Source organism: Micromonospora sp. L31 (genome assembly GCF_052068075.1).
In the GTDB taxonomy this organism is placed as follows: Bacteria; Actinomycetota; Actinomycetes; order Mycobacteriales; family Micromonosporaceae; genus Micromonospora; species Micromonospora purpureochromogenes.
The window spans coordinates 431,009-456,830 of sequence record NZ_JBQHDC010000004.1; the positions used below are offsets into that span (position 1 = coordinate 431,009).

Consider the following 25,822-nt stretch of genomic DNA (forward strand, 5'->3'; position numbering starts at 1 on the left):
GGTCAACCGTCAGCTCGGCCTCCGACTCACGTACCAGCCAGAAACGCAAACGGTGCGCGCTGAAGCTGATCTCAGCGCGCACCGTGGGGTTATGGGTCGTGTCCGAGGGGGGACTTGAACCCCCACGCCCTATACGGGCACTAGCACCTCAAGCTAGCGCGTCTGCCATTCCGCCACCCGGACCTACTCGTCCAGCCTACCCTGTCGGCGTCGCCGGCTCTCCCGCCGGTCAGCCGCCCCTGGTGGGCCGCACGGGGCATTACTGTACACGGCCGAGATGGATCATGCACATCGCCGCCGGCCCGGTGCAATGTCGCGACATCTGCCCAGGTCAGAGGCATGGGGCGGCCAGGATCGGCGGGGGCGTGCCGTCCGGCGGGTAGCGTCCGGGCACCGTCTACCGGCAGCATTGCTCACGTGTCACAACCCTCCCCCCTCGTCGCCGCCCAGCAGCGGGCGCTCGCCCTCCGTTCCGCCGGTGATCTGCCCGCCGCCCGCCGGCTGCTGGCCGACACGATCGCCTCGGTCCGGCCGGCGTACGGCGAGGACCACCCGGAGGTGCTGGGCACCGCCCACCTGCTGGCACGGATGCACCGCGAGGCCGACGACCCGACCGCCGCCCGGCGGGTGCTGGAGGAGGCGTACGCGGCAGGCGAGCGCCGGTGGACCGGCAGCGAGCCGCTGATGCTGGCCATCTCCTTCGATCTGGGGTCGGTGGCCGAGGAGCTCGGCAACCGGCACGAGGCCCGCCGCAACTACACCCGGGTGGCCACCGCCGGGCCCGCCGTGCTCGGTGAGCACCACCCCGCGGTACGGGCGGCCCGGCAGTACCTCGGCGGCGCGGCACCGGCGATGCCCCCGCCCGTCGCCCCGCAGCCCGGGCCGGCTCCGCAGCCCGGACCGGTTCCGCTCCGGCACTCCGGGCCGCCCGCCGTTCGGCAGGCCGGACCGCCGAGCACCGCGCCGAGCACGGGCGGCGCGTTCTCCGCGCCCACGACCGGCATGCCGCAGCAGAGGCCGGTCGTACCGCCGGTGCGGCAGCAACCCACGGCGCCGGTGCCCCCGCAGCGGACCGTACCGCCGGCGCCCCAGGCGCCGCCCCTCGCTCAACAGGTCTCCGCACCACCGCAGGCCTCGCCCGCACGCCGGGTGCCGCCCGCGCCGGCACCACCCGCGCCACCGCCGCCCGTCGCGGCCTCGCAGCTTCCGCACGCGCCGCACGGGCAGTTCTCCGTGCCGCCGGCACCCCAGGTGCCGGTGCCCCGGTCGGCCCCGCCCGCGCCGCATCCGCCCGCCCGGCCGACCCCGCAGCCACCCGTGGTACCCGCTCCCATTCCGCCCCGACCCGGGCCACCCGCGCACGTCGACGCCGCCGCCCCCAACACGTCACCGTGGGCGCCGCCGCACCTGCGGGCCCCGGCCGTGCCCCCGATCGCGCCGGCGGATGCGCGGTCCGGACCCGCCGCCACGTCGCCCCTGCCGCCGGCGCCCGGGCCGGCCGCCGCGACGCCGCCGGCTCCGCAGCCCGCGCCGGCCCGGACGGCGGTGCCACCACCCCCGGTCCCTCCGCGGGCACAGGTACCGCCCGGCCCGATGACGGCGCCCGCGATCGTGCCACCGGCACCCCAGGTGCCGAGCCGGACTCCGACGGTTCCGGCGCCGCCGGTCGACGCGGCGCCGACGCCACTTCCGCCGGACCACCGGCCCGCCACGGGTACGCCGGTGACCACCGGAGGCACCACGCCGAGTCCGGTGACCACCGGTGCCACCCCGTCGCATCCGTCACCGGTCACGCCGCTTGACAGATCGACGGAGCCGGCCGGCACGGAGGTCCCGCGGCCGACGGTCCCGAAGGCGCACGGCTGGGACCGGCCGACCATCCAGGTCCAGCAGATAGATCCGCTCCTGCGCGAGGAGGCCCAGCGCCAGGCGGGAACGACCCGGGCGACGACCCGACCGACGAACGCCCCGGTCAGCACCCCGCCCGTCAACTCCCGACCGGTCAGCCCCGGCCCGGTCAGCGCGCCGCCGCACGCCGGGGCATCCCAGCCCGTCAGCGGCCCGCCGGTGAGCGCACCCCCGGTGCCCCCACCGCCCACGACCGCCCGACCAGTACCCGCACCGCCGGTCGTCAACGCACCACCGGTCTCCGCGCACCCGGCCACCGTGCACCCGGTCAGCGCTCCCCCGGTCCCCGTGCGGCCGGTGAGTGCGGCCCCCATCCCGCCGGTCAGCACGCCACCCGCACCGCCGGTCAGCGCACCACCCGGACCACCGGTCACGCCGCTGCCTGCACCGCCGGTCCCGCCGGCACCCGTGCCACCGATCAGCGCGCCGCCGGTCCCGGCGCCCACGCACCCGATCAGCGCCCCGCAACCACCGCACCGTCCGGTCGCCCCGCCGACCCACCCCGTCAGTGCGGCCCCCGCGCCCGGCACCCCGGCCAACCCGGTGAGCGCCCCGCCAACCCAGCACCATGCGGTCACCCCGCCGGCCCACCACCTCAGCGCGCCCCCCGTGACAAGCGCCGCGCCCGCACCCTCCTACCCGGTTAGCACCCCGCCGGCGCCCGCCTACCCGGTCAGCACCCCGCCGGCACCGAACCAACCCGTCGGCACCCCACCAGCATCGAACCACCCCGTCAGCACCCCGCCGGCCCTCCAGGTGCACCGTCCGTCGATGCCGCCCGTGGCCAGCAGGCCGCCGGCACCGCACCACCCGGTGAGCTCCCCGCCGGTGAGCACCCCACCGGTCAGCGCGCCACCGTGGGGGCTGACCGCGCCCCCGTGGAGCAGCGTCGCGCCGCCGCAGCCGCTGACCACCGCCCCGAGCCGCGACGAGCCGGCCGAGGACGACGACGGCAGCAGCCAGACCGACACCGACGGGCCGCTGGAACTCGTCGACGAGCCGCTGGTCGCGTACGACATGCCGCCGCAGGTGGTGCAGGAGGAGGCCGACGCCCCCGTCGAGCAGCCGCGCCAGGAGACGATGTATCCGCCGGTGTACCAGCCGCCGCCGGCGTACCCGGTCGAGGCGCCGCCGGAGCGGCGCGGGCGGGGTCGCGTGGTGCTGGCCGTCGTGGCGGGCGTCGTGGTGCTGGGGGTCGCGGGGGTCGTCGGCGCGGTGGCGTTGGACCGCGACGAGCCCGGCGTGCCGCCTGCGCCGACCAGGGGCACACCGGGGGCGGCGAAGGCGACCGGCGCGCCGCCCACCGGCCTGAAGCTGCGCGACGACGGGACGAGCGTCACGATCACCTGGTCCGACCCGGCGGGTGGCGGGGTGCCGTTCATGGTCGCCGGCGGGCGCGCCGGTAAGGCGCTCGGCGTGATGGCCACCGTCGACCCGGGACAGACGACCTACACCGTGAACGGGCTCAGCTCCACGGTGGACTACTGCTTCACGGTGCTGGCGGTGTACTCCACGGACGCCTTCGCCACGTCGGGACAGGTCTGCACGGACCGGGAGCGGCGGACGCCGGCGGGTTGACCGACCGTCCACGGCGCACACGCTGGGTGTCCACAGGGGGACCCAGCGGGTTCCCCGGTGCCGGCGCGGCCCATATGATGTCCCACGGCTCAGGGGAGGGTCGCCGGGGACACGGCGCGCCACCTGGACAGCCAGACGGGGAGGCAGCCGGACGTGGCCACCATCGACGACCCGGGGCGGAGCACCGTGACCGACACCGCCGCACCGCCACGCCGCTCCCGGATGCGCGGCGGGCTGGTCACCATCGGCACGGTGGGTGCGCTGCTGGCGGCGATGGGGCTGACGGTGCTCGGGCTGGGCGCCGCCGACAACGCGGTGGCCAACTACGACGCCAGCAGCTGGTTGTGGAGCGCGGCGCGCAGCGAGATGGCCCGGGTCAACGGTGTCACCGCGCGGGTCGACACCCGGATGGAGATCCCCGGCGCGCGGCGGCACCCGATGCAGGTCACCCAGACCGATCGGCTGCTCATCCTGCGTGACCTGAACACCGGCCAGGTCAGCTCGCTGGACCTGGCCACCCTCCAGATCACCGCGACCACCCGGACCACGCCCGGCCTCGGGGTCAACGTCGTGCTGCACGAGGACGCGGCGTTCGTCGTCGACGCCGTGCAGGGCATCGTCCGGCAGCTGGACCCGCGCTCGCTGACCCCGGTGGGTGAGCCGGTGCGCTACCCGCCGGGCATCACCGGCGGCGCGTTCGACGGCAAGGGCCGGCTCTGGATCGCGATCCCCAGCGAGGGCACCGTCTCGGCGGTCACCGCGGCGGAGCTGCCCGCCGCCCCCACTGATGGCGGCGGCCTCAGCCCGAAGCAGGTCGAGACGTACACGGTCGCGGAGCCGAGCCACGAGCTGGTGGTGTCCACGCTGGACGACGGCGTGGCGGTGCTGGACCGCACCTCGGCGTCGCTGGTCACCGTCCGCGCCGGCGAGACGGTGCGCACCCCGCTGGCCATGTCGTCCGCGGGCACGCTGCCGGCCCGGACCAGCGGCCCGGCCGTGCCGGTCACGGTGGGCGGCGAGCGGCGGGTGCACGTGGTGGCCGACGGCAGCGAGGTACGCCAGTTCACCGTGCCGGGCAGCGGTGACCGGCTCAACGCGGCGGTGGCCTGGGCCGGCCGGTTCTACTGCGCCGACGAGGCCAGTGGGACGGTCTACGCGTTCGACGGCGCCGGCAAGCTGGTCGACACCATCCGGGGCAAGGGGATGACCGGCCCGCTGGAGCTGGACGTGCGGGAGAACCACCTGTTCATCAACGCGCCCGACTCGTCGACGGCCCGGGTGGTCGACGACAAGCACCAGGTGCGCGAGGTCAACAAGTACGCCAACGACGTGCTCGGCGGCGACCCGCCGCCGGTTCCCCCGCCGCCGCCTCCGCCGAAGAAGCCGAAGGTGGGCAAGCCGAGCGCGCCGCGCAGCGTCACCGCGTCCGCCGGCAACGCGCGGGCCCGGGTGAGCTGGAAGCCGGCGGCCGCGAACGGCGCCGAGATCACCAGGTACGTGGTGGAGGGCGGCGGCCAGAAGCACGAGGTGGGCGCCAACCAGCGGGCGGTGGAGATCACCGGCCTGACCAACGGCGAGTCGTACACCTTCGCGGTGCACGCGGTGAACGCCAAGGGCGCCGGCCCGGCCCGGCGGAGCAACCCGGTCACCCCGACGGCGGCGGTGCCGGACCCGCCGGCCGGCGTGACCGCCGAGGCTCGGCCGGACGGCACGGTGCTGGTGAAGTGGCCGGCCGCGAACGGGCAGGGCAACACCATCGCGAAGTACGCGGTGACCGCGACCTCGGCCGGCACGAACGCACCGGCCGGCGAGTCGGCGAAGACGGAGCTGGTGGTGCCGGCCGGTGAGCTGGAGTACGGCACCCAGTACGCCTTCACCGTGGTGTCCGTCAACGACAAGGGCGCCGGTTCGGCGGCCTCGCCGGTGAGCAACACGGTGGTGCCGTTCGCCCCGCCGGGGCAGCCGGCCGAGTTGCGGGCGACCACGGTCGCCGACCAGCGCGGCACCGTCGCCGTGCAGTGGTCGCCGGCGCTGGACAACGGCCGCCCGGTGACGAAGTACCTGGTCGACGTCGGAGGCAAGGTCAGCGAGGTGACCGACACGCAGAAGATCGAGTCCGGGCTGAGCGACGGGCAGAGCGTGACGGTGAAGGTGAAGGCGGTCAACGAGGCCGGCCCCGGCCCGGAGGCCAGCACCACTGCGCGGACGGTCGCGGCGCCCCGGGTGACGGTGACCGGCTCGTCGGCGACCGCCACCGCGGCGACCGTCACCTTCACGGTCGACGCGGGCGGCGGGCAGGCCACCTGCTCGCTGAGCACCGCCGGTGAGGCGGCGAGGTCCGGCCCCTGTTCCAGCATCACGATGCCCGGCCTGACGCCGGGGACGGCGTACACGTTCACGGTCACGGCGAGCAACGCGGCCGGCAAGGGCACCGCGACCCGGGCGCAGACCACCGACCCGCTGTACGGCGTCGCCACCTGCAACAACGGCGCGTCCGGGCCGGAGGCGAGCTACTGCGACAACGACGTGGCCGGCCGCAACGGCAACGAGGTCTTCTCCGTGCCCCGGCAGGACAACAACAGGCAGGTCGGTTGGGCCAGGCCCGGCACCCGACTCAAGGCGTACTGCAAGAAGTCGGGCGAAGAGGTCTATGCCTACATCTACAACGACAACAAGCGCAGCACCTGGTGGGTGCAGGTCGAGTACTCCGGGCGCAACTACATCCCGTGGGCGTGGCTCAACCTGGAGGGCGGCGACAACATCAACGTCCTGCCCACCTGCTGACGCCGCACCAGCCAGTCGAGGAGCACCACCACCGTGAACAGCACCCAGGAACCGCTCACCCACCCGGAGGTGCAGGGCTTCGCCGCCCTCGCCGCCCGGCTGGCGGAGAACGTCAACGCGGTCGTGCTGGGCAAACCGCAGGTGGTACGGCTGGCGCTGACCGCGCTGTTCGCGCAGGGGCACGTCCTGCTGGAGGACGTGCCCGGCGTCGGCAAGACGACCCTGGCCCGGGCGATCGCCGCGACGGTCAAGGGTGAGTGGCGCCGCATCCAGTTCACCCCGGACCTGCTCCCCTCGGACGTCTCCGGGGTGACCATCTTCAACCAGGCCACCCGGGGCTTCGAGTTCCACCCGGGGCCGGTCTTCGCCAACATCGTCATCGCCGACGAGATCAACCGGGCCTCGCCGAAGACCCAGTCGGCGCTGCTGGAGGTGATGGAGGAGCGCACGGTCACCGTGGACGGCGTCCGGCATCCGGTGCCGCAGCCCTTCCTGGTGGTGGCCACGCAGAACCCCGTCGAGATGGACGGCACCTACCGGTTGCCGGAGGCGCAGCTGGACCGCTTCCTGGTGAAGCTGTCGGTGGGCTACCCGGACGAGGCGGTCGAGGTGGAGGTGCTGCGCGGCGCGACGGTCCGCTCCCCCGACTCGCTCAGCGCGGTCACCGACACCGCCACCGTCGGGGAGATGGTCCGGATGGCCCGCCGGGTGCACATCGCCGAGCCGCTCTACGCGTACGCGGTCCGGCTGGCCGCCGCGACCCGCAACCATCCGCAGGTACGGGTCGGGGTCAGCCCCCGGGGCGTGATCGCGTTGACCCGCGCGGCGTGCGCGTACGCGCTGATCGACGGCCGGGGCTGGATCATGCCGGAGGACCTGAAGACCCTCGCCGAGCCGGTCTTCGCGCACCGGCTGCTGCTCACCCCGGACGCGCAGGTGCGCGGGGTGACCCCCGCCGAGGTGCTGCGCCAGGCGATCGCGTCGGTGCCGGTGCCGCTGCCGTCGGGCCAGCCGGCCCCGGCGAACAGCTGACGGCCGTACGTCGATGGGGATCACCGCCCGGGGTGTCGGGCTGCTCGTCGCCGCCGTGCTGCTGCTCGGCGTCGGCTTCCGCTTCGCGTACCCGGAATTGGTGCTGCTCGGCGCGGCGGCCGCGGTGGCGGTCGGCTACGCCGTGGCGACCGCCGCCTGGCGGCCCCGCCTGGCGGTCTCCCGCAGCGCCGACCCGGACCGGGTGGCCCGGGGCGAGCCGGCCCACATGACGGTCACGGTCCGCAACGCCGGGCGGCTGCGGGCGGCGAACCTGCTGGCCGAGGACCGGTGCGGCGCGGCGACGGTGCCCGTGCCGGTGCTGCGGCTGCGTCCCGGGCGGGACACCACCGTCCGGTACGAGGTGCCGACCCGACGCCGGGGCGTGGTGCCGGTCGGCCCGCTGCGGGTGACCCGGCGCGATCCACTGGGGCTGGTGGCGCTCTCCCGCCCGTACGGTGCAACGGTGCCGGTCTGGGTGCACCCGCGGATCCACCCGCTGACCGCGGTGCCCACTGGGGCGGGGCGCAGCCTCGACGGCCGGTCGGACAGCGTGCCGCACGGGTCGATCACCTTCGACTCGCTGCGCGAGTACGTCGTCGGCGACGAGCTGCGCCGGGTGCACTGGCGCACCAGCGCCCGGGTGGGCGAGCTGATGGTGCGGGAGAACGTGGACACCAGCCTGCCCCGGATCGTGGTGCTGCTGGACAACCGGGCCGGCGCCCACCCGCAGCGGGTGGACGGGGTGGCCGAGTCCTTCGAGTCCGCCTGCGAGGCCGCCGCCTCGGTGGTCACCGCCGCCGTCCGGGAGGATCTGCCGGTGGCGCTGCTGCTGGTGGCGCCCGGGGAGGACGGGGCCGGCGAGCCGCCGCTGGACCGGCTGGCCGCCGTGGAGCTGACCGACGGCGATGCCGACACGTTGCACACCTCGGCGAGCCGGCTGCGGCAGGACCGGGCCGGCGACACGCTGGTCTTCCTCACCGGGCCGGGCGGCCGGGGTGACCTGGGGCAGGTCGGCGCGCTGCGCGGGGCGTACCCGTCGGTGGTGGTGGCGGTCTTCGGCGCGGACGGGCCGATGCCGGCCGCCGCGGCGGGCCTGGTGGTGCTGGACGTGGCCGACGGCGCCGGGTTCGCCGCCGAGTGGGACGGGGTCCGCCGGTGGTGACGACGCAGGCGCGCCCGGCCGCGTCCGGTTCGGCGGCGCCGCCGGACGACGGTCGGGGCGCGACGGTACGGCGGGGGCTGCGCGCGGTGCCGGTGCCGGTGGCGCTGGTCGTGATGACCGCGCTGGCCGGGGTGGTGCTCGGTCGGGTGTACGCCGACGACCTGCTGACCCGGCTGATGCTCGGCGCGGCGGTCGGCTCGGTGCTGGTCAGCGTGGCCGCCCGGCGGCTGCCCTCCTGGCTGGTGGCGCCGGTGTCGGTGGCCGCAATGGCCGGCTGGACGGCGTTCTCGCTGCACCTGGCCGCCCGGCACGCCGACCTGCCGGGCAGTTTCGGGCCGATCGTCGCCGACGCGGCCCGCAACGGCATCCCCCGCCTGCTCACCGCGATGATCCCGGTCGAGCCGGCGCCGGACACCGTGCTGGTGCCCCTGGTGGCGGCCTGGCTGGCCGGGCTGACCGGCGCGGAGGTGGCGCTGCGCGCCGGCCGGACCCTGCTCGGCTTCCTGCCGCCGACGCTGCTCTACGCCGGCGCGCTCTACGTGGTGGGGCCGAACGCGGACCCGGCGACCTGGCCGTCGGTGGCCTTCGCCGGCGCGGTCGCGCTGGGGCTGGCCGCCTCCGACCGGCGGGGCGCGCCGGGGGCGGCCGACCCGACGGCCGGGCTGGCCCCGTCGGTCCGGGCGGCCGTGCGGGCCCGGCTGGTGGCGGGCACCGCGCTCGGCCTGGCGGTGGTGGTGGGGCTGGCCGCCCTGCTCGGGCCGCTGCTGGCCGCCCGGGTCGACGACCGGCCGGTGGACCCGCGCCGCTACGTGGAGCCGCCGCGGGTGGAGTCGCTGGACGAGAACCCGCTGATCCGGATTTCCGGCTGGGCGCTCAACCCGGAGCAGAAGCTGCTGGACGTGACCACCCGGGCGCCGGCCGGGGCCGAGAGCCGCATCCGGCTGGCGGTGCTCAGCGACTACGACGGGGTGACCTGGCGGGTCGGCGCGACCTACCGCAACGCGGGGCGGATCCTGCCCGCCACGACATCTGACGCCGGGCCGGTGGAGACCGTCCGGCAGGAGATCACCGTGGCCGGCCTGACCGGACGGCTGCTGCCGGCGGTGGCCACCCCGCGCGAGGTCACCGGGGCGCGGGTGGCGTACGACCCGGCGACCGGGACGCTGATCCGCCCGGAGGGGCTGAGCCCGGGCTTGCGGTACACGGTCACCTCGGCGCGGGAGCGGCCGGACGCGAACCTGCTCGCCACCGCCGACGTGCCGGCCGGTGCGGAGGTGGCGCGGGTGCTGCGGGTCGCCGACGGTACGCCGGAGCCGCTGCGCAAGCTCGCCGGCCAGCTCGCCGAGGACAACGGCGCCCCGTACGCGCGGGCCGCCGCGATCGAGCAGTTCCTCGCCGAGCACTACCGGGTGGTGGCGGACGCGCCGAGCGGGCACGCGTACCCGAACTTGAACTTCTTCCTCTTCGGACCACGCGGGGGCGGCGGGCAGCGCGGCACGTCGGAGCAGTTCGCGGCGGCGTTCGCGGTGCTGGGCCGGCTGACCGGTCTACCGACCCGGGTGGTGGTGGGTTTCGAGTCGCGCGGCGACGGTCCGGTCCGGGCCGCCGACGCGTTCGCCTGGCCGGAGGTGCTCTTCTCGGGCGTCGGCTGGGTGCCGTTCGACCCGCTGCCCCGGCCGGACACCGAGCCCCGACCGGTGGAGGAGGACTTCCGGCCGACGCCGGACGACCCGCCCCCGTCCGAGGTGCCCGAGCCGACCGTGGAGCCCACCGCGACCCCGCCGGCGGTGGCCGCTGCCGACGGTCCCGCCGGTGACCGGGGCGTGTCGACGCCGGTGCTGGTCGCCGTGGCCGTCGCCGGCCTGCTGCTGCTGGTCGGGGCGGCGTTGGCCACGCTGGCCGGGATGCGCCGGGCGCAGGCCCGGGCCCGCCGGGAACGGGGTGACCCCGGCGAGCGGATCGCCGGCGCCTGGCGGGAGGTCACCGACGCGCTGCGCCTGGCGGGCCGGCCAGTCGGCGGCGACCTGGCCGCCACGGAGGTGGCCCGACACGCCCGACGAACCTTGGCCGACGCCCGCGCCACCACGACCGCCGACCGGACCGCTCCTCCGACCGCTCCTGCGATTGTCGACCGGACCGGCGAGACCGACCACGCCGGATACGCCGGGTACGGCCCGGCCGTCGCCACCGCACCGGCCATGGTGGACGGACCTGACGTGGACGAGCTGGCCGTCCTGCTCAACCAGGTCGCCTTCGCGCCCGGTAGCGCCACCCCGGCCCACGCCGACAAGGCGACGGCGCTCGCCGAGCAGTACGTGGCGGCCCTGCGCGCCGCCCGCCCCCGCTGGCGCCGCCTGCTCTGGTCGGTCCACCCCGGCCCCCTCCGCTGGCGCCCCTGACCCCACCCAGCGCCCCTGCCCATGGGCGAACCGGGCACCGCCAGCGCGGGCTCCGGCCACGGTGATCAAGAGGTTTGCGTCAGGAAACCGGCCCGCCGAGACGCAAACTTCTTGATCAATGAGCAAGCCGGCGGAAGGGCGCGGGAGGGGAAGCGGTCAGGCGCGGAGGCGGCGGACGAGTTTGCGGAGGCCGGCCTGCCAGCCGTCGGGGTCCTGGGCGCGGCGCAGGGCGTACGCGGCGACCTCGGGGTGCGGCAGGATCAGGAAACGCTCCTCGGCCAGCCCGACGATGGCCGCGTCGGCCACCTGGTCTGCGGTGAGCACCGCGCCGGAGGCCGCGATCACCCGGGCGCCGAGGTGGCCGGCGGCCAACCCGTCGGCGAGCATCGGCGTATCCACCCCCTGCGGGCAGAGCGCGCTGACCCGGATGCCCTGGTCGCGGTAGGTGATCGCCAGCCACTCGGCGAACCCGACCGCCGCGTGCTTGGTGGCGGTGTACGGGGCGTCGCCCACCGCGGTCAGCACCCCGGCCGCCGAGCAGGTGTGCAACAGGTAGCCCTCGCCCCGGGCCAGCATCGCCGGCAGCACCGCGCGGGCGGCGTACACGTGGGACAGCACGTTGACCCGCCAGGACCGGTCCCACTCCGCGTCGGCCGCCTCCACGCCCCCGCCGGTGGCCACACCCGCGTTGGCGCAGAACAGGTCGATCCGGCCGTACCGTCGCTCGGTGTCGGCGACCATGTCGCGGACCTGGTCCTCGTCGGTGACGTCCACGGCGACGGCCCGGGCGATCGGGCCGACGCTCTCGGCCACCGCGCCGGTGGCGCTGGCGTCCAGGTCGGCCAGCACCAGCGCCGCCGCGCCCTCGGCGGCGAACCGGCGCGCCAGCGCCGACCCGATGCCGCCGGCCGCTCCGGTGATCACCGCCACCCGGTCGGTCAGGTTCACGCCCGCTCCTCCCCCGCCGGCCCGAGCCGGGCGATCAGGTCGCCCAGCGCGGCGGCGCCGCCGGACGTCAGCTCCGGGGTGGGCAGCAGCGCGAGCACCGGCACGTCCACCCCCGCCTCGGCGTAGCGGCGCACCTCGGCGCGGCACCGCTCGGGCGAGCCGTGCAGCACCAGCGCGTCGACCACCTCGTCGGGCACGGCCGCGCCGGCGCCCCGCCGGTCCCCGGCGGCCCAGGCCGTCCACATCGGGCCGAGCGCGCTCTCCCGGCCCAGCCAGCGGTGGAATTCGGCGTACGCCGGCACGGTCAGGTAGCTGGTGATCAGCCGCCGGCCGAGGGTGCGGGCGTAGCCGGCGTCCTCGGTGGGGCAGACGAAGATCCGGGCGACCACCTCGAAGCCGGGGCCGCGTCCGCCCAGCTCGGCGAGGGCCTTCGGCACGTCGTCGGCGGCGAGCCAGTTGAGGATCACCCCGTCGGCCTCCGCGGCGGCCAGCCGGAGCATCCCGGGGCGCAGCGCCGCCAGCAGCACCGCCGGCGGCACCGCCGGTGGGCGTTCGAGGGTGAACCGGCGTACGGCGAAGGTGTCGAACGCGCCGTCCACCGTCTCCCCGCGCAGCGCCGCCCTGAGGAAGCGCAGCACGTCCCGGGTGCGCCGGAACGGCTCGGTGAACGGAATCGCGTTCCAGTCGTCGACCAGCACCGGCGAGGAGGCGCCGATGCCCAGCGCGAAGCGCCCCGGGGCGGCCTCGGCGAGCGCGGCGGCGCTCATCGCCAGCAGCCCGGGCCCCCGGGTGAAGACCGGGGCGATCGCGGTGCCGAGGCGCAGCCGCGGCTGCCAGGCGGCGGCGAGGGCGAGCGGGGTGAACGCGTCGGCGCCGTTGACCTCCGACGACCAGACGTCGGTGAACCCGGCCCGGTCGAGGGCCGCGTAGACCGCGGCGTGGTCGGCGAGCGGGACGCCGCCCAGCGGCACCGTCATGCCCCATCGGTTCGTCATCCGGTCGATCGTGCCCGCTCGCCGGCACGGGAACAAGAGCCGGGAACACCGCGGCACTCGACGCGTTCCGCGCGCCCGCCGGGACGGACGGCGGTGCCCGCACGAGATCTGCTCTACCGGCCCGGGCCATCGCCGGTCGGACCGGGCCAACGGCCAGCAGGTGGTGTGGGCCACTGCGGTCGGCGGCGTGAGCCATCGCCGGTCGGTGTTGTGGGCCACTCCGGTCCCGGGCGCCAGCGCGCCGCGCTCGGCGGGGACTCCCGGGTGCCCCACGGCGACGCTAACCTTCACCGGTGACCTTCTCCCTCGTCGCCCGGTCCGCCGACGGCCGCCTGCACGGCGTCGCCGTGGCCAGCAGGTTCCTCGCCGCCGGCGCCCTGGTGCCGGGGGCCGAGGCCGAGGTGGGCGCGGTGGCCAGCCAGGCCCACGCCAACCTCTCCTACCGGCCGAACGGGCTGGCGCTGCTGCGCGCGGGCGCCCCCGCCGCCGACGTGATCGCCCAACTGGTCGCCGCCGATCCGGGCCGGGACGACCGGCAGCTCGGTGTGGTCGGCGCCACCGGCCCCGGCGCCACCTGGACCGGCCCGCGCTGCGGCGGCTGGGCCGGTGGCCTGGCCGGCGACGGCTGGGCGACCCAGGGCAACATCCTGGCCGGCCCGCAGGTCGTCGAGGCGGTGCGCGACGGCTGGCTGGCCGGGGAGTCGCTGCCGTTCCCGCAGCGCCTGCTCGCCGCCCTGCGCGCCGGTGAGCAGGCCGGGGGCGACCGGCGTGGTCGCCAGAGCGCGGCCCTCCTGGTGGTCCAGCGCGGCGGTGGGTACGCGGGCACCGGTGACAACCTGGTCGACCTGCGGGTGGACGACCACCTCGACCCGGTCGGGGAGCTGCACCGGCTGCTCGACATCCACACCATGCTCTTCGGCAAGCCCGACCCGGCCACGCTGCTGAAGCTGGCCGGCCCGCTCGCCGACGAGGTAGCCGGTCTGCTGGCCGCCGCCGGCCACCCGGTCGGCGGCGCCGGGCTGACGGCCGCCGTCCACCCGGTGGGCGCTGCGGCGCCCGCGACGGTCGCCGGGCCCGCGCTGGAGGATGCGCTCGCTTCCTGGGCGGGCTGGGAGAACCTCGAGGAACGGCTGGTGCCGGGGCACATCGACCCGATCGTCCTGGCGCACCTGCGCCGCACGGTCGCCGCGATCCCCGCGCCCCGGACCGGCGACTGACCCGGTCCACGGCGACCCGCTGCCCTGCCCGGCACGGCGGCCCGCTCCTCTGCCCGGTAGGCGACCCGCTGCCCTGCCCGGCAGGCGACCCACCTGCCCTGCCGGCGCGGCGACCCACCGCTCTGCCCGGCACGGTGGGCGCGAGCCTGCCGGGGAGCCGGCGACCCGGCCGGCCGGCGGACGGGTCAGCCGGCGAAGGAGAGCCAGCGGAAATCCGCCGCCGCGATCTCGGCGCGCTCGGCCTCGGTGAGCGGCAGCCGCCCGGTGGTCTTGCGGATCAGGGTGAGCGGGTCCCAGCCCAGCCGTGCCGGGACGGGCCGGCCGCCGGTGAGCAGGTCGGCGACCACCTGGGCGGCGGTCGGGGTCAGCCACGGCCGCCGGTCCAGCGCCCGGGCCAGGTCCAGGCCGTGCACGCCGACCTCCACCACCCGGGTGACGAGGAAGTCGGACAGGGTCATCGCGTCGCCGTGCCGGGTGCGGACCACCCGGTCGGCGGGCTGCGCCGCGACGGCGGAGTCGGTGCCCCGCCAGGCGGCGGTGAAGGCCCCGGCCGTCGCCGCCGCGTCGGCCGGTCGACGGGCCTCCCGGCGGGCGTTGTCGACCCGCGCGGCGTCGACCTCCGGGGTGAACTTCGCCGCGCCGAAGTAGCCGGCGGCGTCCACCTCCGCCCGGGGCGGGGCCGGCGCGGCGAGCATGTCGACCAGGCGGCCGGCGCCGGTGCTGACGTGGGCGACGAGGTCGCGGACGGCCCAGGGTGGGCAGGGGGTCGGGCGGCCCAGGTCCGCCTCGGTCAGGGTGCGCAGCACCCCGTCGAGCCGGGCGCACTCGTCCCGGAACGCCGTCCGTACCGTCTCCACCGGGCCGATCCTCCCCCGCCGTCGTCGTGCTCGTACCCTGCCACGTCGGTTTCGGCCGGCCGGTCGCGGGTACGCGCCGGGCCGACGAGAGGGGGCGGGCGACAGATGGCCGGCATCATGCTGCGCAGCACCGCGTTCAACGACCACGACCAGTTGCCGGGGCGGTTCTCGCGAGACGGCGGGAACGCCTCACCGCCGTTGCAGTGGTCCGACGTGCCGGAGTCCACGACCGAGCTGCTGCTGCTGGTCGAGGACCCCGACGCCGGGCGGAGCCCGTTCCTGCACTGGCTGGTCACCGGGATCTCCCCGACCTCCGGCGGAGTCGGGGAGGGGCTGGTCCCCGAGGGCGGCCGGGAGTGGCCCAACGGCTTCGGCACCACCGGGTGGGGCGGGCCGCACCCGCCGAAGGGCGACGAGGCGCACCGCTACTTCTTCCGCCTGTACGCCCTGGAACGCCCGGTCGACCTGCCCGACGCCCCGCAGGCCGCCGACGTGCACGCGGCACTGGCCGGCCGGGAGCTGGCCAGCGGCACCATGGTCGGGACGTACCGGCGCTGATCAGCCCTTGTAGCGGGGCACCAGGCGGTGCATCGGGAGCAGCACCAGCGCGGCCACCACCGCCATCGTGCCGGCGATGCCGGCGGCGCTGCCCGCGTACCCGATGAAGAGCGGGCGGCGGCTCAGCTCGTCGACCGGCACCTGCTGCTGGTCGAGCAGCCAGGACAGGGCCAGCCCGCTGGCGACGACGGCCGCCAGGCCGCCCAGCCCGAGCAGGGCCGCGGCGACCCGGTGGGCGTCCTCGGCGGAGACCTGCGCCTGCTCCCGTTGGAAGACCAGCAGGAGCAGCCCGGCCAGCGCGGCCCAGACGCCGACCACGAGGAACGCCGCCACGGCGTCGCTGGGCCGGTGCCAGCCGGCGGAGAGGGTGGCCACGCCGGCGATGGCGGCGTACGCGACGCCGAGGAACGCCCCGAGCGGGCGCACCTTGGGCGGCAGCACCAGGATCAGCGCCAGCGCCACCGAGGCGGCGATGGTGGCGTGCCCGCTGGGCAGGCTGTTGCCGGCGGCGTCCCGTTCGGGGTCGATGCCCAGCGCCGGCCGGTCGAGGACGTACTTGAGCAGTTGGGTGCTGACGTTCGCGCCCGCGATCAGCAGGGTGGCCGCGACGGCGAGCGCCTTGCGGCCACGGATCAGCGCGATGAAGCCGATCACGGCGGTGGCGGCGAGCAGCGACACCACCGACATCGCGTTGAGGATCCGGTTGACCGGCCCGTCGATGCGGTCCTGGCCGATCTGGTTGCCGGTCAACGCGACCGTGTCCAGCCACTGGCCGGTCCCGGTGTGCACGGCGAAGCGCCACAGCACCATGAGAGCGGCCGCCTGGACCAGAGCCAGTACGACCAACCAGACCGCGGTCCAACCTCTTGCCGTCGCGCGCACCCGCACACCGTAGCGGCACTCCCGGCAGGTCGCTCGGCGGGACGCCGGTGCGTCCCGGCTAGGTTGGGGCCGGACCACGGGAGGTGACGGTGGGCGGTACGGCGGAACGGGAGCCGGCGGTCGCGGAGCGGCCGGAGTCGCTGGCGGACCTGCTGGGCGGGCGGCGCGGTGCGGTGGACGCGACCCTGCCGCCGGTGGCGTTCACCCTCGGCTGGCTGCTGACCGGGCGGTCCATCGCCGGCGGGGTGGCGGCGGCCGTGCTGGTCGGCACGGCGGTGGCCGGGTGGCGGCTGCGCCGGGGTGACCGGCCGAGGTCGGTGCTGGTCGGGCTGCTCGCCGTCTGCGTCGCCGCGTTGATCGCGCTCTACACCGGACGGGCCGCCGACTTCTTCCTGGTGCAGCTTCTCTCCAACGCGGCCAGCGCGCTGGTCTGGGTGGTCAGCATCGTGGTGCGCTGGCCGCTGCTCGGGGTGGTGGTCGGGGTGGCGCTGCGGCAGCGGGGCCGGTGGCGGCGGGACCGGGCGCTGCTGCGGGCGTACTCGCGGGGCAGCTGGGTCTGGGCGGCGACGTACGCGTTGCGGGTGGCGGTGTTCCTGCCGTTGTACCTCGGCGGTCAGGTGGTCGCGCTGACGGTGGCCCGGGCGGCGATGACCTGGCCGCTGGTGGCGGCGGCGCTGACGGTGAGCTGGGTGCTGATCCGGCGGTCGCTGCCGGCCGGCCACCCGGGGCTGCGGCACCCGGTCACCCCGGACGGAAGCTGAACCGGGGGGAAAAATTAAGGGAGAGGCCGCCACGGGGGGAGCGGCCTCTCCGAGAAACACGGTACTCCGTCGCACGGCGTCGTGTGATCCCGCGACGCCCTCTTTTTTCGCGGCTTTTCCCTGACGCACGCCGCGGCGGGCGGTGGGGTGGGTCGCCCGATCCGCTGCGTCGACCGAACCGTCGACCCACCCCCGGCCCGACCGTGGGAGTCGGGCCGCCCGCCGACCGGGCGGTCCGCTCCCCCGGGCCCGGTCGGCCCCCGGGTGGGTGGCGCCGCGCCACCCACCCGGGAGGGTCACCTCACCCGTTCGGGAACAGGTTGCCGTAGTCGGCGTACGCCATGGCGACGTCGGCCTGGGCCCAGAACCGGTGGTAGTTGAAGGTCGGCTCGGCGCCACCGTTGAGGTAGGCCTGCACCTTGGGCCAGTCGGGGTCGTTCTTGTAGAACGACCGGATGTCCAGGAAGCTCTTGCCGGCGGCGATGGCGTCGCCGTTGGGCATCTTCCCGGTCCAGCCGGACGGGACGTAGAGGCCCTGTCCGTCGGCGGCGTTGTAGACGTCGTCGAAGCGCCGGTAGTCGCCACGCTTCTCGGTGGTGGAGACGCCCTTGGCGTCGCTGGCCGCGTGGAGGGCGTCCAGCAGCCCCTTGGCGGTGTTCTTGGCCGACACGTTGCCCGACTTCGCCGCGTACGCGATCAGGGTGCGGGCGTAGGCGGCGGCGACGCCGACGTCCTGGCCCTTCACCGTCACCTCGACGTGCAGGTTGGTGTTCGCCTGCGGGTTGGCCGGGTCCCAGTTGTTGGGCTGGCCGGTCCACTTCATGTCCGACGGGATCGACCAGTTGGTGCCCACCGTGGTGTTGGCGATGGCCCACGGCACCCACTTGTCCAGCAGCGCCTTGGCCTTGGCGTTGCCGGTCTGCAGGTACAGCTCGGCGATCCGCTGCATCGACCAGGCCTGCATGCCGAACCACTGGTTGGACGGCGGGTCGTTGTAGACCGGGTCGACGTCGTAGTACATGCCGTAGAAGGTGGCGGTGCCGGCCGGCGGCTGGGCGTAGCTGCCGTCCCAGCTGTTGGTCGCGCCACCGGCGATGCCGCCCTCGGCGGACTGGAGCCAGGTGTAGAACTCCAGCTGCCGGTCGAAGCTCTTCTGCCAGTCGGCGACCGCGGTCGGCGACTTGGGCTTCAGCTCCGGCACGCTGGTCAGCGCCCAGGCCGCGAACGGGTTCTGGTAGCCGAAGTGGTTGTGGCTGGAGCCGATCCGCCAGGACCAGTTCTGGCTGGGGTCGTACGCGCCGCCCCAGGCGTAGTACCAGGACATCAGGTAGTGCGCCGAGTCCCGGCCGCTGCCGGCCGGGCAGGTGCTGGCCCCGACGCAGTTGCCGATCTTCTTGAAGTACTTGTCGAACATGGCGTAGCGCAGGTAGTCACCCATCTTGGCGGCCTTCGCCACGGTGGCGGCCACGTCGGCCTCCCGGCCCTGGGCCTTGGCCCAGGTCAGCGCCCAGTACGCGGCCTGCACGGCGCGGGCGTCGGCGTCCGGGGCGTTGGTGTACTTCCACTGCTTCGCGGGGGCGCTGCCCTCCTTGACGAACAGGTCGAGGTAGCCGTACTGGCCGCCGTGGGCGTAGGTGTCGCAGGAGGGCTGCGGCACGGTCTCCCACACCGACTCCTGGGTGCCCCGCTGGAAGGTGTTGATGTACGCCGGCCGGGTGGTGCCGTCGCCGCAGCGGCCGAAGCCGTAGGTGTTGTCGACGTCCAGCAGCCAGTGCATGCCGTAGATGTCACCGGTGCCGTAGGTGCTCTGCAGTTCCGAGCGCAGCGGGTCCTGGCCGACCGGGACGGAGGGCTGCAACTGCGACGGGTACTGGCTGGGCAGGTTGTACTCGGCGGCGTACTGGGCGGTGCCCGCCGCGCCGGCGGTGGGCTGGTCCGAATGATTCGGAATTATATATTTTTCCATGACTGTCCAGGCGTTGTTGAACGGGGCCCAGTTCTGGGTGACCCGGCCGTACTGCGCCTCCAGCCAGAGCCAGAAGCTGAACGCCTCCGAGGTGGTCTCGTGGCCGTGGTCGGGCGCCTCGACGATCAGCGTCTCGACCGAGTGGTACGGCACGCCCTCCTGGCTGAAGTACCCGGAGTTCTTGATCTTGCCGTACTGGTCGAGGAACCGCTTGATGTAGGCGTTGTCCCCGCCCGGGGTGTCGTTGTCGATCTCCGTGACGGCGATCGCCAGCGGCGCGAAGCCGGTGGCCGAGGCCGTGACGGTGGCGGTGCCGCCCAGGGTGTCCGCGTCCTCGGCCGCGGCGACGGTGGCCGTCACCCCGGTGTTCCAGTTGGCCGGGGTGAGCGTGACGGTCGCCGGGGTGACGGCGACGTCGGTGTCGCCGGTGCGGGTGAGGGTCACCGGCACGTTGGCGCTGGGCGCGGCGCTGAGCTTCAGGTTGACCGTGCCGGTGCCGCCCTCGGTCACGCTGACCGCCGACGGGGTGGCCACCAGCACCGGACCGGAGGCGGGGTTGACGGTGAACGCCTTCTCCGCGACCGCGACGCCGTTGGCGTTGTCGTACGCCTTGGCCTGCACGGTGTAGCTGCCGGCCGGCAGGTCCTCGAGGGTGTAGCCGTACGGGGCGGTGGTGTCGGTGTTGACCAGTAGGCCGTTGCGGTAGAACTCGACCTTGGCGATCGTGCCGTCCGGGTCGCCGGCGGTGGCGGTGAGCGGCACGTCGGCCGGCGCCTCGAACGGCCCGGTGGGCAGCCCCAGCGACACCCTCGGCGGCTGGTTGGCCGGGGTGCCGTTGCAGGCGACTCCGTTGAGGGTGAAGGCGGTGGGCTTCGGGTTGCTGCCGGAGTACGCGCCGTTGAACCCGATGGTGGTCGACGCGCCGGTGCCGAGGTTGCCGTTCCACGACTCGTTGGTCGCGGTGACCTCGCTGCCGGTCTGGCTCCACTTCGCCGACCAGCCCTGGGTGACGCGCTGGGAGCTGTTCGGGAAGGAGAACTTGAGCGTCCAGCCGGTGAGTGCGTCCCCCAGGTTCTTGACGGTGACGTTGGCGGTGAAACCGGTGTTCCAGTCGTTGGTCGCGTAGACCACGTCGCAGGCGGGGGCGGCCTGCGCGGCGCCGGCCGGCAGGGTCACCCCGCCGATGGCCAGCGCGGTGGCGGCGAGCATCGCCGTCCGGCGACGTCTTGCCCAGAGTCTCATGTGCGCGGTGTCTCCCTCAGAGGAGGGCCGGAGCCTGACGGGCCGCCGGCGAGGCGCCTCCACGCGAGCAGGGAACGCGGGGGGACGGAGGCGCCCGGGAAGGTGGTCGGTGCGGAACTGCGCCGGTCTGCCGCCCGTGGGGCGGCGGCGGTTCCTCGGGGTGCCGTCCGGAGATCCGGATGCCCTCGGCGACCCACGCTCACGCGAGCTGGCTCCGCTGCGTCGATTCGACAGTCTGCCATGGAAGCGCTCCCACGACAACACCGCAGGTGAGACACCGATCGATGTTTCGATCTCGTTTTGGGGCTTTCACAAACCCGTGACGGGCGTTACAGTCGCTGCATCGCCGATGGGAGCGCTTCCATCGACGGAGATGCAATTGTTCGACGACCGTGGTCGCCCGGCCGCGGTGCAAGCCAAGAGGCTGACGACGGGCCAGCCCGGACACCGTCGCCAGCCGACACCCGCCAGTGACGGAGGGAGGTGGAACCAGAGCCACTCGCGTGGCCCGGCTCCCGCGCGACACGCACGGCGGACGCCAATTCGACTCGTGCGTGTGTGCACCAAGGTGGGGACGGGGGTTGCCCTCCCCCGTCCCCACACTAAACCCCCGTAGTCGACGGGAAAAGAGGCCGACGGGACAGGCGCGTACGCCGCCCGGCCGGCCTCGCTCGCTATCTGCGCCCCGCCCGACGCGTCGGACGACTGACGGCGCCCGTCACATCTCACTTCCCCCATCCCGGCCGCCTCCGCGCGGCCCTCTAGGCTGGCGGTCCGCCCCGAGGCGGCCGGAACGCCGCATGCCGGTGCTGGGAGCGCTCCCGGCCGTCGGGGTGGCCCGCACCCTGAGGAGAAACACCGATGTCGATACTCACCCGACGGCGACTGCTGCACCGCGCCGCGCTCTCCGCCACCGCCAGCGCCGGGCTCTCCCCGGTCGGGGCCGCCGTGGCCGGCGCGGCCGCCGCCGTGACGGCCGGCTGCGACACCCGGCCGGACAGGGACCCGACCGCCACTCCCGGCGCGGGCACCCTGCGCTTCCCACGCGACTTCGGCTGGGGCGCGGCCACCTCGGCCTACCAGATCGAGGGCGCCGCCAAGGAGGACGGGCGCGGCGAGTCGATCTGGGACACCTTCAGCCGTACCCCGGGGCGGACCCGCAACGGCGACACCGGCGACGTGGCCGCGGACCACTACCACCGCTGGTCCGAGGACCTGGACCTGATGCGCGACCTCGACCTGCGCAGCTACCGGTTCTCCGTCTCCTGGCCCCGCATCCAGGCCGACGGCACCGGCCGACCCAACCAGCGCGGCCTCGACTTCTACCGCCGGCTCGTCGACGGCCTGCACGAGCGCGGCATCGCACCCATGGTCACCCTCTTCCACTGGGACCTGCCCCAGTCGTTGCAGGACGCCGGCGGCTGGGAGAACCGGGACACCGCATACCGCTTCGCCGACTACGCCGACGCCGTGTTCCGGGGCCTGGGTGACCAGGTGCCGGTGTGGCTGACCGTCAACGAGCCGAAGACCGTGGTGCAGAACGGCTACCTCTGGGGCCACCACGCCCCGGGCCGGCAGGATCCGGACGCCGCGTACCTGGTCGCCCACCACCTCCAGCTCGCGCACGGGCTGGCGGTGCGCGCCCTGCGGGCCACCGGCTCCACCGCGCGGATCGGGCCGGCGTTCAACCTGCACCCGTGCTACCCGGCCGACGACACTCCGGCCGCGGCGGCCGCGACCCGGCTCTACGACGGGTACGAGAACCGGCTGTACCTGGACTCCGTCCTCACCGGTGCGTACCCGGCCGACGTGCTGGCCGACCTCGGCGGGGACAGCCGGCTCGTCCGGGGCATCGCCGACGGCGACCTGGAGATCATCTCCAGCCCGGTCGACCTGCTGGCCGTGCAGTACTACACCCCGATCTACGTCACCGCCGACGGCGGCACCGTGCGGCGCTGGGCCACCTCCGAGGCGGAGTGGCAGCAGATCTACCCCGACGGGATGTACGACACCCTGACCCGGGTCACCCGCGACTACGGCCCCATCCCGATCACCGTCACCGAGAACGGCCTGCCCTGCCCGGACGTCCTGGGCGCCGACGGCACCGTCGACGACGCCGGCCGGATCGCCTTCCTGCGGGACCACTTCGCCGCCGCGCACCGCGCGATCGCCGCCGGCGTGCCGCTGGAGAGCTACCACGTCTGGTCGCTGCTGGACAACTTCGAGTGGGCCGAGGGCTACGACCAGCGCTGGGGACTGGTCTACGTGGACTACGCCACCCAGCGCCGCATCCCCAAGCGCAGCGCCCACTGGTACCGGCAGGTGATCAGCGACAACGGCCTCTGAGCCACCCGCCGGCCGGGACCGGCGCACCGGACCGCGTGGGGGCGGTCCGGTGGACGCCGACCCGCCGGGGCGGGCGGGTCCGGCCGGGCGGGACCGGCCCGCCGGTACGGCGGGAGCGGTCGTCGTCAGCGGGGCAGCGCCTGCTGCAACTCGGCGCGCAGCGCCGGGGTGAGCATCTCACCGGCCTGCTTGGCGAGCCGGGCCATCTCGTAGCCGACCACGCCGATGTCGGCGTCCGAGGCGGCCAGCGTGGCGAGGATCGAGCCGTCGCGGATCTGCATCACCAGGAAGTAGCCGCGCCCCATCTCGACGACCGTCTGCTTGACGATGTCGCCGTCGAACATCTGGGCCGCTCCCGCGGTGATGCTCATCAGGCCGGAGGTCACCGCGGCGAGCTTGTCGGCGTGGTCGCGGGGCAGGTGCGCCGAGATCGCGACCAGCAGCCCGTCGGAGGAGACCACCACGGCGTGGGCCACCCCCGGCACCCGCTCCGCGAACGCGTTGACCAGCCAGCTAAGGTCCCGCGCCTCCTGGCTCAAGGTCGTCGTCACTGTCGTCCCCCTTCGCTGTGCCCACCCGACGGCGGCAAGATTATCTCCCGGGTCTCCTCGGCTTCGGCCCGGCGGACCCCGCTGTACAGCCGCGACAGCATGCCACCAACCGCCTCCGGGTCCGGGTCGTCCCGTGTGGTGGCAGCCTCCGGACGGGCCGGCTCGGTGACCGCGGAGAGCTGAGCCATCGGCACCCGCACCGGCAGGCCCCGTTCGTTGGTGCCCCCGATGACAGGCGTCGCGGGCGGCGCGGGCGTCACATCACCGGCCGGCACCGCGGCGGACGATGCCGGCCCCTGGCGGGACCACCAGCCGCCGCCGGCGGCCGGGGCGCCCGCGGCCGGCGACAGCACGTCCTCGGCGCGGACCGGCACCGGCCGCCCCTGCACGGGCACCACCGGAGCCGGGTCGGGACGACGGCCGGCCACCGGCAGCTCCGTCGGCGCCGGCGCACCGGCCGGCCGTCGCGGCCCGCCGGGCCGGGTCGCGCCGGCCACCGCCGTGGTCAGCATCCGCGGTGAGACCGGCCCGTCCAGCTCCGCCGGGGGCGCGGCGGCCAGCAGCGCGGTGGGCAGCTCGATCCGGGCGAGCAGGCCCTGGGCGCCGCCGCTGAGGCGGACCCGGATGCCGTGCCGGGCGGCGAGGTGGCTGACCACGAACAGGCCCATCCGCTCCGAGGCGGCCACGTCGGCGGCCGGCGGGGAGGCCAGCACGATGTTGGCCTGTTCCAGCGCCGCCGGGCTCATCCCCAACCCCTGGTCGACGATCTCCACCACCGCGCCGCCGCCCTCGGCCCGGGCGCCCACCCGGACCACGGTGTCGGGCCGGGAGAAGGCGGTGGCGTTCTCCAGCAGCTCGGCCAACAGGTGCACCAGTTCGCCGACGGCGTGCCCGACCACGTACAGGTCGGCCACCGACTCGCGGCGGACCCGCTGGTACTGCTCGATCTCGGCGCTGGCGGCCAGCAGCACCGCCCCGAGACCGACCGGGCGGTTCCACCGCCGGGTGGACTCGGTGCCGGCCAGCACCAGCAGGCTCTCGTCGTTACGGCGCATCCGGGCGGCCAGGTGGTCCAGCTTGAACAGGTTCTCCAGCTGGTCCGGGTCGGCCTCCTCCCGTTCCAGGTCGTCGAGCAGCTCCAGCTGCCGCTCCACCAGCACCTGGCTGCGTCGGGCCAGGTTGACGAACATCGCGTTGACGGTGCGCCGCGTCTCCGCCTGCTCCACCGCGACGCTGACCGCGCTGCGGTGCACCGCGACGAACGCCTCGGCCAGCTCGCCGATCTCGTCGGAGGAACGGACGACCGGGGGCGGCACGTCGATGGTGGGCACGCCGCCCTGCACCGAGCGGAGCCGGTCCAGCGCGTCCGGCAGCTCGACCTGGGCGATCCGCAGGGCCTGCCCACGCAGGCGCTGCATAGAGTTGGCGATGGACCGGCCGATGAGCAGGGCGAGCAGCACGGCGAGCCCGAGCACCACCACGATGCCGCCGACCACCAGCAGGGTGGTGCGCAGCCGGTCGCCGCTGACCGTGTCGGCCCGGGTCACCGCGTCGTCCAGCACCCGCGCCTCCAGCTGGCGCAGCAGCTCCTGGCGCTGCTCGCTGGCGGCCCACCACTGCGGCGCGGGCAGCACCTCCGCGCGGGCACCGCCGGTGGGCAGGCTCTTCTCCTCCAGCTTCATCGCCGCGACGAACGCCGGGTCGACCGAGGTCCGGTCGTAGAGCCGAACCTGATCGTTGGTGGCGGCGACCCGGAACGCGCCGAGCGCGGCCAGCTGCTGCGCCCGCAGGTCGGTGAGGGTCACCTGGTCGTCCAGGTCGTAGCGGCCGGCCCGGGCGGCGGCGTAGAGCTGCCCGCGGATCCGCGACGACAGCTCCTTGACCCGGGCGAGCTGCACGTACCGCAGCACGGCGTCGGTGAGCACGGGCTGCTGCTCCCCCGGCGAGGGCTCCGCCAGCAGGTTGAGCAGCGCCTCGATGGCCCGGTGGTAGTTGCTCAGGATGGTGTCGCTGTTGAGCACCGCCGGCGGCACCGCGGCCCGGATGTAGACCACCTGGTCGTACGCCTCCAGGGCCTCGCCGTACGCCACCCGCCAGGACGCGTCGGCGTCGGCCAGCGGCTGCGCGGCCCCGCGCAGCTCGCTGACGGCCTGGTCGGTGGCCGCCTGCAACGGCCGCAGCGCGCTGACCGCCGCGTCCCGGTCGGCCTCGCTCCCGGCCCGGCGCAGCTCGGCCAGCTCCCCCGCGGAGCGGTCCCGCTCCTGCTGGAGCCGGTCCACCACGGTGGCTATCTGCCGGCCGATGCCGACCTGCCGGGCGAAGTCGCTCAGCGCGGTGGTCTGCCCGACCAGCGCCGCGGTCTGCACGCCGGCCAGCACCAGGAAGGCCACCGACGGGATGACCAGCACGGTGGCGAGCTTGGTGCGCATCCGCCAGTCGCGCAGCCGGAACGGCGAGCGCCGCCGGTGGGGTACGACCCGGACGGTCCCCCGGCTCCGACCACCCCGCTCGCCCTGCCTCGGGTCGGGACCTGCGCCCACACCTGCCTCCTCGGTCCCCCGCCTCCCCCGCGTCAGGGAGCGGGGTCCATCCAACCAGGCCCGCGAGCTGTGTCAACGGGGCGTGGCACAGCTCCG

16 protein-coding genes and 1 tRNA gene are annotated in these 25,822 nt (G+C 75.2%); 9 read left to right on the forward strand and 8 right to left on the reverse strand.

What is annotated here, in order from left to right; translation table 11 throughout:
* Positions 1-99: 99 nt before the first annotated feature.
* Positions 100-183: transfer RNA gene (locus tag ACTMS9_RS14720), tRNA-Leu, on the reverse strand.
* Between the two features lie 234 nt (positions 184-417).
* Here ACTMS9_RS14720 and ACTMS9_RS14725 point away from each other — a divergent pair.
* The 5 genes from ACTMS9_RS14725 to ACTMS9_RS14745 all read left to right on the forward strand — a co-directional run bounded on the left by ACTMS9_RS14725 (position 418) and on the right by ACTMS9_RS14745 (position 10,863).
* Positions 418-3,486, forward strand: coding sequence for a tetratricopeptide repeat protein (locus ACTMS9_RS14725; RefSeq protein WP_441165208.1), 3,069 nt, complete (start codon positions 418-420; stop codon positions 3,484-3,486).
* Positions 3,487-3,708: 222 nt separating this feature from the next.
* The gene (locus ACTMS9_RS14730; protein ID WP_441165262.1) at positions 3,709-6,270 is read left to right on the forward strand and encodes a fibronectin type III domain-containing protein; all 2,562 of its coding nucleotides are present in this window, start codon (positions 3,709-3,711) and stop codon (positions 6,268-6,270) included.
* 33 nt (positions 6,271-6,303) lie between these two features.
* A complete protein-coding gene (locus ACTMS9_RS14735) occupies positions 6,304-7,302 on the forward strand; it encodes an AAA family ATPase (RefSeq protein WP_441165209.1) in 999 nt (332 codons plus the stop codon).
* Positions 7,303-7,315: 13 nt separating this feature from the next.
* Positions 7,316-8,464: a DUF58 domain-containing protein gene (locus tag ACTMS9_RS14740; protein WP_441165210.1), complete on the forward strand. Its 1,149-nt coding sequence runs from the start codon at positions 7,316-7,318 to the stop codon at positions 8,462-8,464.
* Entirely contained in the window at positions 8,440-10,863 is a 2,424-nt protein-coding gene (locus tag ACTMS9_RS14745; RefSeq protein WP_441165211.1) for a transglutaminaseTgpA domain-containing protein, read from the forward strand. Before ACTMS9_RS14740 ends, ACTMS9_RS14745 begins: the two co-directional genes overlap by 25 nt.
* Before the next feature lie 156 nt (positions 10,864-11,019).
* Here the strand turns inward: ACTMS9_RS14745 and ACTMS9_RS14750 are convergent, their stop codons facing one another.
* Positions 11,020-11,811: an SDR family oxidoreductase gene (locus tag ACTMS9_RS14750; RefSeq protein ID WP_441165212.1), complete on the reverse strand. Its 792-nt coding sequence runs from the start codon at positions 11,809-11,811 to the stop codon at positions 11,020-11,022.
* Positions 11,808-12,788, reverse strand: coding sequence for an LLM class F420-dependent oxidoreductase (locus ACTMS9_RS14755; RefSeq protein ID WP_441146825.1), 981 nt, complete (start codon positions 12,786-12,788; stop codon positions 11,808-11,810). Before ACTMS9_RS14755 ends, ACTMS9_RS14750 begins: the two co-directional genes overlap by 4 nt.
* Before the next feature lie 311 nt (positions 12,789-13,099).
* Here ACTMS9_RS14755 and ACTMS9_RS14760 point away from each other — a divergent pair, with 311 nt between their 5' ends.
* On the forward strand, positions 13,100-14,023 hold the full coding sequence (locus ACTMS9_RS14760) for a DUF1028 domain-containing protein (RefSeq protein ID WP_441165213.1): 924 nt from the start codon (positions 13,100-13,102) through the stop codon (positions 14,021-14,023).
* Between the two features lie 185 nt (positions 14,024-14,208).
* Here ACTMS9_RS14760 and ACTMS9_RS14765 read toward each other — a convergent pair whose 3' ends face one another.
* Positions 14,209-14,889, reverse strand: a complete 681-nt coding sequence (locus tag ACTMS9_RS14765) for a maleylpyruvate isomerase family mycothiol-dependent enzyme (protein ID WP_441146827.1) — start codon at positions 14,887-14,889, stop codon at positions 14,209-14,211.
* Positions 14,890-14,985: 96 nt separating this feature from the next.
* Here ACTMS9_RS14765 and ACTMS9_RS14770 point away from each other — a divergent pair, with 96 nt between their 5' ends.
* Complete coding sequence (locus tag ACTMS9_RS14770; RefSeq protein ID WP_441146644.1) at positions 14,986-15,438, forward strand: YbhB/YbcL family Raf kinase inhibitor-like protein; 453 nt, start codon at positions 14,986-14,988, stop codon at positions 15,436-15,438.
* On the opposite strand, the gene ACTMS9_RS14775 is transcribed toward ACTMS9_RS14770, so the two are convergent.
* Positions 15,439-16,326, reverse strand: coding sequence for a phosphatase PAP2 family protein (locus ACTMS9_RS14775; protein WP_441146829.1), 888 nt, complete (start codon positions 16,324-16,326; stop codon positions 15,439-15,441). It lies immediately after the preceding gene.
* Positions 16,327-16,409: 83 nt separating this feature from the next.
* On the opposite strand from ACTMS9_RS14775, the gene ACTMS9_RS14780 reads away from it, so the two are divergent.
* A complete protein-coding gene (locus ACTMS9_RS14780) occupies positions 16,410-17,081 on the forward strand; it encodes a DUF3159 domain-containing protein (protein WP_441146646.1) in 672 nt (223 codons plus the stop codon).
* Between the two features lie 301 nt (positions 17,082-17,382).
* Here ACTMS9_RS14780 and ACTMS9_RS14785 read toward each other — a convergent pair whose 3' ends face one another.
* Positions 17,383-20,289 carry a glycoside hydrolase family 48 protein gene (locus ACTMS9_RS14785; protein ID WP_441165214.1) on the reverse strand — a complete coding sequence of 969 codons (2,907 nt, stop codon included), beginning with the start codon at positions 20,287-20,289 and terminating at the stop codon, positions 17,383-17,385.
* An 861-nt stretch (positions 20,290-21,150) separates the two neighbouring features.
* Here ACTMS9_RS14785 and ACTMS9_RS14790 point away from each other — a divergent pair.
* A complete protein-coding gene (locus tag ACTMS9_RS14790) occupies positions 21,151-22,635 on the forward strand; it encodes a GH1 family beta-glucosidase (RefSeq protein ID WP_441165215.1) in 1,485 nt (494 codons plus the stop codon).
* Positions 22,636-22,760: 125 nt separating this feature from the next.
* On the opposite strand, the gene ACTMS9_RS14795 is transcribed toward ACTMS9_RS14790, so the two are convergent.
* On the reverse strand, positions 22,761-23,186 hold the full coding sequence (locus ACTMS9_RS14795) for a roadblock/LC7 domain-containing protein (protein ID WP_088961379.1): 426 nt from the start codon (positions 23,184-23,186) through the stop codon (positions 22,761-22,763).
* A complete protein-coding gene (locus tag ACTMS9_RS14800; protein ID WP_441165216.1) occupies positions 23,183-25,726 on the reverse strand; it encodes a nitrate- and nitrite sensing domain-containing protein in 2,544 nt (847 codons plus the stop codon). Before ACTMS9_RS14800 ends, ACTMS9_RS14795 begins: the two co-directional genes overlap by 4 nt.
* Positions 25,727-25,822 lie beyond the last annotated feature (96 nt).

Excerpts from the sequence above, each read along its gene's own strand:
- ACTMS9_RS14730 (WP_441165262.1), top strand. The coding sequence starts at position 3,709 with ATGCGCGGCGGGCTGGTCACCATCGGCACGGTGGGTGCGCTGCTGGCG.
- ACTMS9_RS14740 (WP_441165210.1), top strand. The coding sequence starts at position 7,316 with ATGGGGATCACCGCCCGGGGTGTCGGGCTGCTCGTCGCCGCCGTGCTG.
- ACTMS9_RS14755 (WP_441146825.1), bottom strand. The coding sequence starts at position 12,788 with ATGACGGTGCCGCTGGGCGGCGTCCCGCTCGCCGACCACGCCGCGGTC.
- ACTMS9_RS14770 (WP_441146644.1), top strand. The coding sequence starts at position 14,986 with ATGGCCGGCATCATGCTGCGCAGCACCGCGTTCAACGACCACGACCAG.
- ACTMS9_RS14785 (WP_441165214.1), bottom strand. The coding sequence starts at position 20,289 with ATGAGACTCTGGGCAAGACGTCGCCGGACGGCGATGCTCGCCGCCACC.
- ACTMS9_RS14790 (WP_441165215.1), top strand. The coding sequence starts at position 21,151 with ATGTCGATACTCACCCGACGGCGACTGCTGCACCGCGCCGCGCTCTCC.